At 28.0% G+C, this 13,900-nt stretch carries 13 protein-coding genes; 9 read left to right on the top strand and 4 right to left on the bottom strand.

Annotated features, from left to right (window positions below; genetic code table 11):
- Positions 1 to 20: 20 nt before the first annotated feature.
- Positions 21 to 1,808, top strand: coding sequence for a translation elongation factor 4 (gene lepA / locus ALEK_RS03685; RefSeq protein ID WP_071626167.1), 1,788 nt, complete (start codon positions 21 to 23; stop codon positions 1,806 to 1,808).
- 103 nt (positions 1,809 to 1,911) lie between these two features.
- Here lepA and ALEK_RS03680 read toward each other — a convergent pair whose 3' ends face one another.
- Both ALEK_RS03680 and ALEK_RS03675 read right to left on the bottom strand, forming a co-directional pair.
- On the bottom strand, positions 1,912 to 2,088 hold the full coding sequence (locus tag ALEK_RS03680; RefSeq protein ID WP_164072427.1) for a hypothetical protein: 177 nt from the start codon (positions 2,086 to 2,088) through the stop codon (positions 1,912 to 1,914).
- Positions 2,089 to 2,236: 148 nt separating this feature from the next.
- On the bottom strand, positions 2,237 to 3,682 hold the full coding sequence (locus tag ALEK_RS03675) for an HD domain-containing phosphohydrolase (protein ID WP_071626168.1): 1,446 nt from the start codon (positions 3,680 to 3,682) through the stop codon (positions 2,237 to 2,239).
- 283 nt (positions 3,683 to 3,965) lie between these two features.
- Between ALEK_RS03675 and ALEK_RS03670 the strand changes: the two genes are divergently transcribed.
- The 8 genes from ALEK_RS03670 to ALEK_RS03635 all read left to right on the top strand — a co-directional run bounded on the left by ALEK_RS03670 (position 3,966) and on the right by ALEK_RS03635 (position 10,486).
- A complete protein-coding gene (locus ALEK_RS03670) occupies positions 3,966 to 4,538 on the top strand; it encodes a ComF family protein (RefSeq protein ID WP_071626169.1) in 573 nt (190 codons plus the stop codon).
- A 29-nt stretch (positions 4,539 to 4,567) separates the two neighbouring features.
- Positions 4,568 to 5,173, top strand: a complete 606-nt coding sequence (gene hisH, locus ALEK_RS03665; protein ID WP_071626170.1) for an imidazole glycerol phosphate synthase subunit HisH — start codon at positions 4,568 to 4,570, stop codon at positions 5,171 to 5,173.
- A gap of 24 nt (positions 5,174 to 5,197) precedes the next feature.
- Complete coding sequence (locus tag ALEK_RS03660; protein ID WP_071626171.1) at positions 5,198 to 6,046, top strand: TIGR01777 family oxidoreductase; 849 nt, start codon at positions 5,198 to 5,200, stop codon at positions 6,044 to 6,046.
- Positions 6,040 to 6,390: a hypothetical protein gene (locus tag ALEK_RS03655; protein WP_071626172.1), complete on the top strand. Its 351-nt coding sequence runs from the start codon at positions 6,040 to 6,042 to the stop codon at positions 6,388 to 6,390. The genes ALEK_RS03660 and ALEK_RS03655 overlap by 7 nt, the downstream gene beginning before the upstream one ends.
- Before the next feature lie 3 nt (positions 6,391 to 6,393).
- Positions 6,394 to 7,101: a 1-(5-phosphoribosyl)-5-[(5-phosphoribosylamino)methylideneamino]imidazole-4-carboxamide isomerase gene (hisA, locus tag ALEK_RS03650; RefSeq protein WP_071626173.1), complete on the top strand. Its 708-nt coding sequence runs from the start codon at positions 6,394 to 6,396 to the stop codon at positions 7,099 to 7,101.
- 1 nt (position 7,102) lies between these two features.
- Positions 7,103 to 7,261: a protein YpmT gene (ypmT, locus tag ALEK_RS03645; RefSeq protein ID WP_164072428.1), complete on the top strand. Its 159-nt coding sequence runs from the start codon at positions 7,103 to 7,105 to the stop codon at positions 7,259 to 7,261.
- 239 nt (positions 7,262 to 7,500) lie between these two features.
- Entirely contained in the window at positions 7,501 to 8,226 is a 726-nt protein-coding gene (locus tag ALEK_RS03640; RefSeq protein WP_071626174.1) for a hypothetical protein, read from the top strand.
- 10 nt (positions 8,227 to 8,236) lie between these two features.
- On the top strand, positions 8,237 to 10,486 hold the full coding sequence (locus tag ALEK_RS03635; RefSeq protein WP_071626175.1) for a hypothetical protein: 2,250 nt from the start codon (positions 8,237 to 8,239) through the stop codon (positions 10,484 to 10,486).
- A 29-nt stretch (positions 10,487 to 10,515) separates the two neighbouring features.
- Here ALEK_RS03635 and ALEK_RS03630 read toward each other — a convergent pair whose 3' ends face one another.
- Entirely contained in the window at positions 10,516 to 13,473 is a 2,958-nt protein-coding gene (locus tag ALEK_RS03630) for a MutS-related protein (RefSeq protein ID WP_071626176.1), read from the bottom strand.
- Positions 13,470 to 13,895, bottom strand: coding sequence for a heme-binding domain-containing protein (locus tag ALEK_RS03625; protein ID WP_071626177.1), 426 nt, complete (start codon positions 13,893 to 13,895; stop codon positions 13,470 to 13,472). The genes ALEK_RS03630 and ALEK_RS03625 overlap by 4 nt, the downstream gene beginning before the upstream one ends.
- Between the last annotated feature and the right edge of the window lie 5 nt (positions 13,896 to 13,900).

Raw genomic sequence — 13,900 nt, 5'->3', positions numbered from 1 at the left:
AATAAATATTAGGATTAGCCTTGCAAACAAATATTAGAAACTTTAGTATTATTGCTCATATTGACCACGGAAAATCTACATTAGCAGATAGAATTATCCAAGAATGTGGTTCAGTAGCAGATAGAGATATGTCTGCACAAGTAATGGATACAATGGATATTGAAAAAGAGCGTGGTATTACTATTAAAGCGCAAAGCGTTAGACTTGATTATGTAAAAGATGGACAAAATTATGTTCTTAACCTAATCGACACTCCAGGTCACGTTGACTTCTCATATGAAGTATCTAGATCATTAGCTTCTTCAGATGGAGCACTATTAATTGTAGATTCAACTCAAGGTGTTGAAGCACAAACAATTGCAAATGTATATATTGCAATGGATAATGATTTAGAACTTTTACCAGTTGTAAATAAAATTGATTTACCTTCTGCTGACCCAGATAGAGTACTTGAAGAAGTTGAAGATGCTATTGGTCTTGACTGTACAGAAAACAATCTAATTTCTGCAAAAACAGGTTTAGGTGTTAGAGATTTAATTGATTCTATTGTTGATAGAGTTCCTGCACCAGTTGGTGATCCAGATGCTCCTACAAAAGCTTTAATCTATGATTCTTGGTTTGATAGTTACTTAGGTGCATTAGCGCTAGTTAGGGTATATGAAGGAAGTATTAAAAAAGGTCAAGTTGTACGTATGATGAATACAGAACATGAACAACAAGTATTATCTTTAATGTATCCACATCCTCTAAAAAAAGAGACTACTGATGAAATTAAAACTGGTGAAATTGGTATTGTAGTACTTGGTATTAAAACTGTAGATATTATTGCAGTTGGTGATACTATTACTGATGCTAAAAATAGAACACCTGAAGCAATTGATGGGTTTGAGCCAGCTAAACCATTTGTATTTGCAGGTATTTATCCAATTGATACAGATAAGTTTGAAGACTTAAGAGATGCTCTTGATAAACTAAGATTAAATGATTCATCTATTTCTTATGAACCAGAATCTTCAGCTGCTTTAGGAAGTGGATTTAGAACAGGTTTCTTAGGTATGCTTCATATGGAAGTTATTAAAGAAAGATTAGAGAGAGAATTCAACCTTGATTTAATTGCAACTGCACCAACAGTTATTTATGAAGTGGAAAAGAAAGATGGTGAAAAGATTTCTATTCAAAATCCTTCTGAATTACCAGAACCAAACCATATTGAGACAATTTTTGAACCATATGTAAAAGCAACAATTTTAGTACCTGATGAATTCTTAGGAAATGTTATTAAACTTCTTAATGACAAAAGAGGTATTCAAAATAAAATGGATTATATTGGAACTAGAGTTTTATTAGACTATGATATTCCAATGAATGAAATTGTAATGGACTTCTATGATAGATTAAAATCTACTACAAAAGGTTATGCATCATTTGATTATGAACCAATTGGATTCAGACCAGGTGTATTACAAAAACTTGATATTAAAGTTGCGGGAGATGTAGTTGATGCATTATCAATTATTGTTCCAGAAAACAAAGCTTTATCAAAAGGTAGAGAGTTTATTAAAGCCTTAAAAGAGTTAATTCCAAGACAATTATTCGAAGTAGCAATTCAAGCATCTATTGGTGCTAATATTATCGCTAGAGAGACTGTAAAATCAACAGGTAAAAACGTAACTGCAAAATGTTATGGTGGAGATATTACAAGAAAAAGAAAACTATTAGAAAAACAAAAAGCTGGTAAAAAAAGAATGAAATCTATAGGTAAGGTTAACGTACCACAAGAAGCATTCATGGCAGTACTGAAAATCTAACTTTTTATAAATCTTCTTCGTTGGAAGGCAAAAATTATTGACTCACTTAGTTAACTAAGCTCCTCAATAATTTTTACCTTCCGCCTTAAATCTTCATAAAAATTTAAATTTTAGAATCTTTAATTACTTCTTCTAACTCAAAAATATTATAATCTTTATATTTTAAATACATTCTTTTAGTATTATGTGAAGCATTAGATGGTTTATTTATATTTTCAACAGATTCATAATTTGAGACTTTTGCACTTAGATTCTGATTTATACATATTAAACCTTTCATATATTTTTATTATTGTATCAAAAGATAGAGTGTAAAAAAATGTGATCATTTTTAGCGTAATTTTCAACTTCTCTCACGCTCTTTCTAATAAATGGGATTACATCTTTTGTTTCTTTTCCTTACTAAAAAGAAAAGAAAGAGATTCTACTTAATACTCTGTTCTAAACTTCTTACGAATAAACATAAAATCCTCAAACCTATCATTAAAAATCTTAACCAATTTTGGATCAAAATGTTTACCACTTTGTTCATTTACAAACTTCACAATATCGTTTAATTCCCAACCACTCTTATATACTCTTGTACTTCCTAAAGCATCGAATACATCAGCAATTGCGGTGATTCTTGCATAGATGTGAATATCTTCACCTTTGATTCCTCGTGGATATCCTGAACCATCATATTTTTCATGATGTTCATGGGCAATTATAGAGCCTGCTTTAATGATATTATTATGAGTATCTTTTAACATCAAATAACCATCTGAGGTATGTCTTTTCATAATCTCAAATTCATCATATGTTAACTTCCCTGGTTTATTTAGAATATGATCAGGAGTTACTACTTTTCCAATATCATGTAAGGCTGTAGCATTATATAAAATATCAATTTCATCATCTTTTATTCCATAATACTTAGCTAAGATTTTTGAGTACTCAGCAACTCTTCGTACATGATTACTTGTCTCTTTTGATCTAGTTTCAGCAATCATACCAATACGAGTTAGAATCTCTTCTCTTGAAGAACTAAGTTCTTTATTTAACTCAACTAATTCAGTGATATCTTTTCTAATAGCTATATATTCATCTACACTATTATCTTTGCCAAAAATAGGAAAAACAGTTGTATCTACAAAATAACTAGAACCATCTTTTTTTCTATTCTCAATAATGCCATTCCAAGATTTTTTTGATTGAATTGTTTCCCATAAATCTTTAAAAACTGATTTTTTACTATTTGGATGTCTTACAATATTATGAGGCTGTCCTAATAATTCGTTTTGAGAGAATTGAGATACTTTACAAAATTCATCATTTACATAAGTAATAATACCCCTAGTATTTGTTTTTGAAACAATATTTGTTTTATCAATAGCATTTTTATATTGTAAAAAAAGATTTTTAGTATTAGTTAGAGCTTCTTCTGTTTTGATTTGTTTAATAACATTCTTATATACAATCATAATAAATACAATAATCAAAAAAGCAAATAGTATTGCACTTGAAAATACAATATCTCTTTGAGTTCTAATATCTTTTGTAAATCTATTGGTTAATAATTCAAAACTATCATTTTGATTTTCTTTTAATTTTTTGAAATATTCTCTACTTTTAATTGCAATTGGTGTAGATTCTTTTTTATATAAAGTATAAAGTTCATTAAGATTTTCATAGTTATTCACTGTTTCCATTTTCTCTAAAACATCATAAATAAAGGAAATACTATTTGTTTTTGTATCTTCAAAAAGTTTTTTATTATCTTCTCCATTATTCATATAAGGAATACTTTTCTCTAAAATAATAAATGAATTTTCAATTGAAAGTATACGTTGTTTTATTTTAGATACATTATTTTCATAATCATTACCAAGCATAATATCCCTAGAACATCGGCTTATATAGTTGATATCTTTGGATATCTCCAAACTTGCAAGCTTTCCTTTGATAGAAATATTTTTATAATTAAAGAATTTTGTTTCAATCTCATTAAGAGTTGTAAGAATTAAAGTTGAAGCTAACAAAATAAAAATCAAAAATACAGAAGTGAAAATAGTCAGTTTTTTCTTAATTAAAATAATTAATCCTATTATTAAATAATTTGTGTTAATATTACGTTTAACATTGTACTAAAATAATATTTAAATTAAGAAAACTTATATGTATTGTATAACTTGTAGTAAACTATCTTTGTATATAATCTGTAAAAATTGTCAAAATACTTTATTAAAACCAGTTTTTAATAAAAGAGAAATTGAAGATGGTTTTTATAATTATTCTTTTTATCCCTACTCAGAAATTGAAGATTTAATTTCATCAAAATATCATTTTCATGGAGATAAGATTTATAATATTTTAGCTAGATTATCATTTTTAGAATTTACAAAAAAATTCAAAATTGATGAACAAATTTTAGCAATTCCAATCGATGATCATTCAAGACATAATTTTTCACATACTGCAATTTTGGCAAAACATTTGAAATCATCAATAATCACACCAAAATACAATACTCTAAAAGCTAAAAATATAGTCAAATATGCAGGAAAAGACCTAGAGTTTAGGCAAAAAAATCCTAGAAAATTTCAACTAACAAATATTCATAATCAAACGACAATTTTATGTGATGATTTAATTACAACAGGTGCTACAATAAAAGAAGCAAAAAAAGTTCTTGAAAAGAAAAACAATAAGGTGTTATTTTCTTTAACCCTAGATGATGCTAAACTTTAGTATAATTCATTTTTAATAAAGGGATAGCTGTGATAGGAATTATTGATTATAATATGGGTAACTTAGCAAGTGTTTATAATGCTTGTCATCTATTAGATGCAAAAGCTACAATTGTAAAAGACCCAAATGACTTAAAAAACTACGATAGAATTATTTTACCAGGTGTTGGTGCATATAAAGATGCAATGGAACACTTAAATGAAACAGGAATGAAAGAAGCTATATATAACTTCGCAAATACAGGAAAACCAATGATTGGTATTTGTTTAGGTATGCAACTATTATTCGAAAGTTCACAAGAGTTTGGACATAGTGATGGTCTTGGATTAATTGATGGAGAAGTAATCAAATTTGATAAATCAAAAATGCATGAGGATTTCAAAATTCCTCATATGGGTTGGAATACAATTCAGAATAAAGAACATGCATTATTTGAAGGATTAGATAATCCATATTTATATTTTGTACACTCATACCATGCAGTTACCAATGAGAAAAATATTATTGGAAAAACAACTTACGGTTATGATTTTGTAAGTGCAGTAAATAAAGATAATATTTATGGTTTCCAACCACATCCAGAAAAGTCACATGATAATGGATTAAAAATTTTAAAGAACTTTATGAAAATTTAATCATTTTATATAAAAGGATCTCAAATGAAAACAATAGCAATTACGGGCGCTAGCGGATTTGTTGGTACAAACTTAAATAAATTTTTTTCTTCTTTAGGTTATAAAATATTACCAATATCAAGAGAGATCCTAAATGATCAGAATAAATTAGAAGAGCTAATAAACTCTTCTAATATTATAATCAATCTAGCTGGAGCAAATATCATTAATAGATGGAGCGAAAGTTATAAAAAACTTCTTTATTCAAGTAGAATAGATACAACTTCAAAAATTGTAAATGCAATTAAAAACTCAACAAATAAACCAGACTTACTTATTTCAACATCAGCAGTTGGAATTTATGATAATAAACAAACTTATAATGAAGATGGAAATAAGAATACAGATTTCTTAGCAAACTTATGTAAAGACTGGGAAAATGAAGCAAACAAAGCAAAAGAATTTGGAGTTAAAGTTTCTATATTCAGATTTGGTATTGTTTTAGGTAAACACGGCGGTGCATTACAAAAAATGATAACTCCATTTAAAATGGGTGTAGGTGGAGTAATAGGAAGTGGAAAACAAACTTTCTCTTTTATTCATATTTATGACTTACTTAACGCTTTTAGGTTTGTTATTGATAACTTACATGAGGATATATTTAATTTAACAGCACCAGTTCCCACAACTAACAAAGGTCTAACTCTTGCTTTAGGAAAAACACTAAAAAGACCTACTATACTTCCAGTACCAGAATTTGTTTTAAACATTATTTTCTCTGAAGGTGCAAAAGTATTAACAGATGGACAAAGTGTTATTCCTCAAAAACTAGAAGACTTAGGTTTTGAGTTTAAATTTAAAACAATAGAAGAAACAATTGAGGATTTATGTTAGATTGGATCAAAGAAATAGCACAAAAAATTGATTCTATAGCTCTTGATATTGAAGGAGTTGAAAAAAACTATCTAAAAAAACATCACTCATATGAATTTGAAAATCAAGTACTTTTTTATCTAAAAAAAGATGATAAAAAGATCACACTTGGTTGTCATAAGGGATATTTATTAGATGATAAATTTGATTTTAAATATGGATCAAAGTATATACGTCATTTATATATAAACAATGAAAATGATTTTAATGAAGAGATTATAAAAAGCTATTTAGAAGAAGCAATAATTTGTTCAATCGAATTAAACGAAAAAAAGAAAATTAAACAAGAAATGAGGAGAGCATAAAGTATGGATATTTTACCTGCGATTGATTTAAAAGATGGGAAAGCTGTAAGATTAAGTAAGGGATTAATGGATAGTGCAAAAATCTATTCAGATGAGCCATGGCAAGTTGCTAAAAGATTTGAAGAATTAGGTTCAAAATGGTTACATATTGTTGATTTAAATGGTGCATTTGCAGGTGAACCAGCTAACTTAGAACAAATTAAAAAGATTAAAGAAAATTGTAATTTAAAAATTGAAGTTGGTGGTGGTATTCGAGATGAAGAAACTATCAAAATGTATGTTGAACTAGGAATTGATAGATTAATCTTAGGATCAATTGCAGTTAAAGATCCACAATTTGTGAAAGATATGGCAGCAAAATATCCAATTGCTGTAGGAATTGATGCAATGAATGGAATGGTAGCAGTTGAAGGTTGGGCAGAAGTTTCAACTATGGAAGCTACAACTTTAGCAAAAGAGTTTGCAAATGCTGGGGTTGAAGCTATTATTTGTACTGATATTTCAAAAGATGGGATGTTATGTGGTGTAAATGTAGAATTTACTGAATCAATTGCACTAGCATCTGGAGTTGATACAATTGCATCTGGTGGTGTAAAAGATATCAATGATATCACTAACTGTAAAGAAAATGGTAACATCGCTGGTGTTATTGTTGGAAAAGCATTTTACGAAGGTACTTTAGACCTAGAAGAAGGTTTTAAAGCTCTATAATATGTGTTTAGTGATTTCACTTATATTTACAGCTTTAGCATATACATTTTTCCAAGATGGAAACATGCAAGGCTTTTATATAAATAGTGGAATTGCTCTTTTATTTATAATCTTACTAATAAGAAATATTCTTAAAACAAAAAAAGAAAAAGAAAACTAGCTTTTTCTTTTTTATTTTACTTTCAATTATTCATCTACTTTTTATTCAAAACAAACCTATTATTCTAAAAAACATCTAAAACAATTAATAATTTTAAAATAGGCTTATATTTTCTTATTTATACACACTCAATTAAATTATTTTTTATATATCCTATGTAATAATGGTCTTTACAAACGTTATATAGAATGTTACTTTTAATTTTTTATATATAAATTTTCTTTAAATAAGGAGTATTAATGAATAAAAATAATCTTTTAAAAACAATTGTTCTTCCTATTATTGCAGGAAGTGTATTAGTTGGCTGTGGTGGAGGTGGTGGTTCATCTAGTTCTATTTCATCTGTTACTAGTGGTGTAGTTTCAGGAAGTTTCTATGAAGGTGCAAAAGTATGCCTTGATGCAAATAGTAATGGAAAATGTGATGCAGGTGAAACTTTTACAACATCAGATGCCGATGGTATTTTTTCTCTTAGCGGTGGTGACTATGATGTAATTGCTGAAATTCCAGTTAATGCTATTAAACATGCTGTATCTGGAGATACTGGAACAACAGTAACAACAGCAATTACTTTTCTAGCTCCTAAAGATGCAAAAGCAAGTGATGGAAAACATATAGTTAGTGCAATATCTACAAAAGTTTGGTCAGCAATGAAAGAGAATAATGAAACTCTAGAACAAGCTAAGACAAGTGTTGCAGGTAGTATTTCAGGTGTAGATGCTGCAGATTTACTTCAAAACTTTAATGATACAAGTAAATTAAGTCAAATCAAAAGAAATGCACTTCAATCAAAAGCTGATGCTGAAACAACTAATATTGAAAGCTCAATGTCTAATGGTAGTGTAAATCTAACAACGTTAAGAAGTAAAATGACAGAAGATGTAGTTTCAAGAGCAACATCAAATCTTACAGTTAATGGTTTAACAACACCAAGTCAAGTTGATGCACTTGATGCTTCAAACTAAGGAATAAAATATGAAGAAAATATTATTAAGTGCGGCACTATGTTCATCATTACTTTTTGCAAATTACAATGATGCAGGTACAGATTATACTAATGCTATAACAAAAAGCTTTACTGAAGAATCAACATTACAACCTATTAATACTGTTAATATGATTTTAGACATTATTTCACAAACTAAAGCCTCAGAGTTTGTTAATAAAGGTCCTTATAAAGCCCTAATAAAAGATAAAGAACAAAGTGGTCAAGTTCAAAACGCAGGTGCATCAAGTAATAAAAATATTGAAAAGCTAATGCAAATGAATATTATTGTTACAAGAAAAAGTAACAATGACCCAATGATCATTAAATTTTGGATTGATGAGAATGATGATCCAAGTAGAGAACAAAGAATTATTGGATTTATTGAAGTTGAAAAAGGCGTAAGTGTCCAATATCCTTATGGTAAATTATTAATGAACTTTAGTGGTTATTCAATAAATAGTGATAAATCAACTAATTTTGATTCAAAAGTTATGGGTGGAGTTATCAGCACAGATAAAGGAGCTCATGAAGGTCAAGCTATAGTTGATTATAAAAACCTAATGACTGAAAATGGAAATCAATATCCAGAACTTTTAAAACTTGTACTAAATGTTAATGCTACAGATGCTCAAAACAATGGAACAAAAGGTGATGAAACTGGAGAAGAAAAAGGAAAAGGAGTTGCTTTTTCTAAAGCAATAGAGCATGGACAAAGTCCAGTTTTAAAAGCTTACAAACTTGCATTAAGTAATAGGTACTATAAAATTCAAGAAGTAAGCAAAGATGATAGTGCTATTAATGTAGGTTCAGAAATCACTAAAGATAAACAATCTTTATCTCATAAAGTTTTCAGATATGGGTTATATGAGGAAACATCTGGTAATGAAGTAAAACTTAATAGTGGTTATCCAATTGTAAAAATTGATGCTACAACAGGGGAAGAATACCACGGTTATGTTGGATATTGGGGATTATGGACTGATAATAATAAAATCAAGAATGGTGATACTGTTTATAAAGAAGAAGATAGAGCAAAAACTACAGCATATACAATTGTTCAAGGTCCAGGTAAATTAAAAAAGTTTACAAAATCAGCAACTACAATGAATAAATTAAATGGTACAAAAATGTACTATTGGAATAACTCTAATAATACACAATATATTATTACATGGGATAGTTCAGCTGGTGGAAGTAATGGAAACTTTAAAATCTTAGGAACTCAGAATAATCAAACTGGTGAAGCTGATGTTGTAAGTGGTGTTAGTAATAAATATTTATTTAATACAGCAGGAGATGATAATTCTTCAATTCCTATAACAATTAATGATTGGAATGGTGCTTGGTCTGAAGCATTACAAGCAAATATTCCAATAAAAGCAACTTTAACAAATAGTAGTAATGTCTCTTTTCATAAAGAAGAAATTGTTAGCCCAAGTAGTGATTTAGATTTAGTTAATTACGGTCATGAAGTTATCAATCCAGCAATGACAAATATAAATGATTTTGCAATTTATAATAATGGCTCAAATGGTGTAATAGGAAAAACATATACATATAATACTAGTAACTTAACATTAGAAGATGAAAGTTCAAATGCAATTGTAATTAACTCTAGTATTGATTTAAGTAATTCACATAGACAATGGGGTGCAAGTATTGGTCCTTTATTAGAAGCTACTTCCTCATCTGTTCTAAATAATACTTACAATACTAGTAATTATTGGGAAGTTGAACAAAATGAAAATATCTATTATAAATGGGAAACTGGTTCAAATGATTGGAATAAGTTTACAGGTATTAAACTAAACTCAACATTACAAACTTTTGATGCACCTATGGTATTTAATTATGAACATAATAGTACAAAGGATATTAATGGGGCTAGTGATGTAGATGGATTATATAGATTAAACTATGATGGTTTTTCATTACAAGTTCCATGGAAAAATATTAATGGAAAATGGTTCCCAAAAATTAATATTAAATCTGCCACTCAATTATCTTTAGCAGGAGATGATTATAGAGTTAAGATTCTTGATGAAGGACTTGTGGTAAACACAGTAAGTGGAAATCCAGCTTCAGATTTATTAATTCCTGGAGTAAATGATCCATTCTGGACAGCTTCAACATTAACTCACGATGCTGTAAAAGTAAAATCTGTGGGAGAAAGACCTCTTAATACTTTAGTAAAAGTAATTAAAGGAAAATGTGTAGAAACAAACTGCGGTAACTAAAAAACAAATAGAATAAGATTTTTCTTATTCTATTTATCTAACATAGTGTAATGTAATTCTAATCCAGAAGAAGTTGCAACAAAACCATTAACATTAATACTTCCATCATGTACCATCTTATGATGTTCTTTACATAAAGGTATTAGATTATATTTATGATTTTGATTTATGTGTTCAATAAATCCATCTTTATTTGCTCTGGCTTGCTCTTTAATATGATGAACATCATCACAAGCTTTTCCACAAATAACACAAGTAGCAGCAAAAACATTTTTATTGTACTTTGAAGTTTTCTTTTGAGATAATCTCTCAATTGCAGAGTAATCATCTGTTAGTTTTTTTCTAATATCATTTGCTACAGATAAAAACTCTTTATCCATATGAAGTGATCTTGCATACTCTAAACCATACATAGATGAACCACTTCCGTAAGCTAATTTTCTATCAAAAATTAATTTATCTTCATCATCTTTATACATTACAGATAAATGAAGTGAAATTATATTTTTAAGTCGTTCAATTTCTGGTAACTCTGGTAATTGATGTAAATGTGTAGCAAATACAAAAATAGACTCTAGTTTTGCGAGTTTTAAAATAGCACTAGCAACAATAGATAATCCACTCATTGTCTCGGTACTATGTGAGATTTCATCACCTAAAACAAGGGAATTTTTAGTAGCTCTGTTAAATATATTTTTTAATTCTAACATCTCAACGGCAAAAGAAGATAAACCTTTAGCAATATTATCAGCTCCAGATATTCTTGTATACACTGCATCAAAAATTGAGAATCTCATAGATTTACACGGTACATAAAATCCAGCTTGAGCTAAAATAACTGCAATACCAATTGATTTCATTAATGAAGATTTACCAGAAGAGTTAATACCATATAATAATACTCCGTGCATATTATTGTTTTTAGTATTAATTGGGTTTGAATTTTTAATAATCACATTATCTTTATACTCTTTTGAAGCATAAGACAATTCTCCTAAGATAATATCATTAGGTACATAAATACCTTGTTCTTCATTTGCTTCAATAATTGGGTGTCTTAAGTCTATTAATTCAATGAAGTTTTCTTCATCTTTTGTTTTTACAATTTTAGGACAAACATAATTATATTTTTTTGCTGTTTTAATATTAGAAACTGTTAAATCAACTTCCGCAATAAACTGAACTAATTCTTCTAGTAATAATGAGAACTTCTTTTCAAATTCTGCTAATTTTTCTTTAAATACTAATTTATTTAATTCAACAATTTTCTTAAGATTATGTACATATTTATCACTTACAGAATCAGTAAGTTTACAAAAAATCTTAACAGAGTTTGTTTGTACTTTTACAGTGAAATCTTTGAATAAAAGTAAATCATCATCTATAATAATATGAGAATTTTGTAAGTCTTCTTTTATTAAGTTGTATCTATTTTTTGTCATAGTTAAGAAGAAACCTTCTTTATCTAATCTATTAATATTTACAAAATTAGAATCTTCAGAAGCATTTAGAAAACCTAAAACATGAAGCCTTAAAAGTTCAAGTTTAGAACGTAATACACTATTTTGAGAACTTAATTCATCGATTTGAGTATTAATACCTTTGCAAACCATATTTGCTTCTACATCTTTAAGCATATACTTTCCAGAAATACTTAAATCAAATGTAGAATCAATTGATTGAATAAATAGTGATAATTCAGCAGAAGAGCAAGGAGGAGTTAAAAACTTATAATTCTCCATAAATGTAACTACTTCTTTTATACTAAGTAATGAGTCATAAAGATAATTTAATTCAAAAGGATGAAGTCTAGCTAATTTTATTCTTCTTGTAAGTCTTTCAATATCATAAATATTCGCTAACTCATTCTCAATTGGACCATGATAATCAAACAACTCTTTTGATAAATTAAATCTTCTTAATATCTCTTTTGAATCTTTTACAGGGTGAGTAAGTCTTTCTTTTAAAAGTCTTTTCCCCATTGCTGTTGATGTATTATTCATTAGTTTAATCAATGATGGATTATGACTAGTTTCAATTACATTTAACTGCTCTAAGGCGTTATTACCTAAATAAATATATTTACTTACATCTAATTTTTGAGGAAGTGAAAGTTTTTGTATGATATTTGAATCATGCCCTATTACAAAATCAATTAACACAGCAAGTGATTCAGTTGACAAGGGAACTCGTTCCATATCTAAATGCTCAATTGCTGTTAATAAAGATTGAATATCAAACACATTTTTAAATAGTTCATTTTGATAATTAATTTTAGGTCTAAAAGATCCTAAATGAAAAGTTTTCAGTTTTAATTCTAAATAATCAATAACTTCTTTTTCATTAATAGTTTTATCAGCAAAAGATACAATTACTTCATTTGTTTTATGCATATTCATATAATTAAATACTTCATCTAAAGCATAAAACTTATCTTCACTTGTTCCATGAATTTCATTGTAATAACATTTTCCAGTTGTTACATCAATAGCAGAGTATCCAACTAAATAAATACCTTTAATTTGTTCAACCACTAAAGAAGTAATATTATTTTCATCTTGGTCTAATACAAAATCAAAGTTTGTTCCAGGAGATACAACTGTATCTAGATATCTGCTAACTTTTGGAGGTAAACCTCTTTGTTTAATAATTACAACTGTATATTTTTGCTCTGAAATAATTCTTGAAAGATGTTTTTCAAGGGAAATTGCAGGAACTCCTGCCATTATTGGGTTTTCTTTTGAGTTTTCTAGAATTGTTTTATTCTTTCTAGTTAATTGAATATTTAATAGTTCAGCAATTTCTTTTGCTTTACCAATTTGTTCTTCGTCATTATTAACTTCATAAACTTCAAAAAATGTTCCTATTTCCATAAGAACTACTGTATTCTCACCATACTTTTTTTCAAAAAGTTGTTGAAGTTTAAAATATGTTATTGTTAATAAAGATTTTTTATCATCTAATAGGGCTTGAACTTCTTCTCTCACTTGCTTTTCCTAACTCCTGTCCAATTTCGAATTAGCTTCCTTTGCTCTTTAGTAAGATCCGCTTCTTCGTGTAACCATATATAAGACTGTAAAGGCATTACAGCATAAGCTGTTCTATAAATACCTTTCATTTTTTTCTTTTTCTCTTCTTCTGTGTAATCTTCCCAAACAGAAAAATTCAACCACTTTCTTCCACTATTAACGTGTTCACTAATAACCCAAGAAAAGGGTGCAACATTTGAATACCATGGCCAATTAACTTCATCTGAATGACAATCATAACAAGATGTTTTTAATAAAGTCATAATATTTTCTGGGGCTTGAATTTCTTTACTTTTATTTATAGCAACATTTGATTGTTCAGACTGAATCAATTGCATTGCTATAAATAAAATAAGAAAAATAAGAAGAGTTCTTTTCATTTTAT

The organism is Poseidonibacter lekithochrous, from assembly GCF_013283835.1.
In the GTDB taxonomy this organism is placed as follows: domain Bacteria; phylum Campylobacterota; class Campylobacteria; order Campylobacterales; family Arcobacteraceae; genus Poseidonibacter; species Poseidonibacter lekithochrous.
The sequence above is the reverse complement of the archived record's forward strand: the minus strand, read 5'-3'. Positions and strand labels throughout refer to the sequence as shown.

Coding starts and splice junctions, on each gene's coding strand:
- ALEK_RS03680 (WP_164072427.1), bottom strand. CDS start 2,088: ATGAAAGGTTTAATATGTATAAATCAGAATCTAAGTGCAAAAGTCTCA.
- ALEK_RS03675 (WP_071626168.1), bottom strand. CDS start 3,682: ATGCTTGGTAATGATTATGAAAATAATGTATCTAAAATAAAACAACGT.
- ALEK_RS03670 (WP_071626169.1), top strand. CDS start 3,966: ATGTATTGTATAACTTGTAGTAAACTATCTTTGTATATAATCTGTAAA.
- ALEK_RS03660 (WP_071626171.1), top strand. CDS start 5,198: ATGAAAACAATAGCAATTACGGGCGCTAGCGGATTTGTTGGTACAAAC.
- ALEK_RS03655 (WP_071626172.1), top strand. CDS start 6,040: ATGTTAGATTGGATCAAAGAAATAGCACAAAAAATTGATTCTATAGCT.
- hisA (WP_071626173.1), top strand. CDS start 6,394: ATGGATATTTTACCTGCGATTGATTTAAAAGATGGGAAAGCTGTAAGA.
- ypmT (WP_164072428.1), top strand. CDS start 7,103: ATGTGTTTAGTGATTTCACTTATATTTACAGCTTTAGCATATACATTT.
- ALEK_RS03640 (WP_071626174.1), top strand. CDS start 7,501: ATGAATAAAAATAATCTTTTAAAAACAATTGTTCTTCCTATTATTGCA.
- ALEK_RS03635 (WP_071626175.1), top strand. CDS start 8,237: ATGAAGAAAATATTATTAAGTGCGGCACTATGTTCATCATTACTTTTT.
- ALEK_RS03625 (WP_071626177.1), bottom strand. CDS start 13,895: ATGAAAAGAACTCTTCTTATTTTTCTTATTTTATTTATAGCAATGCAA.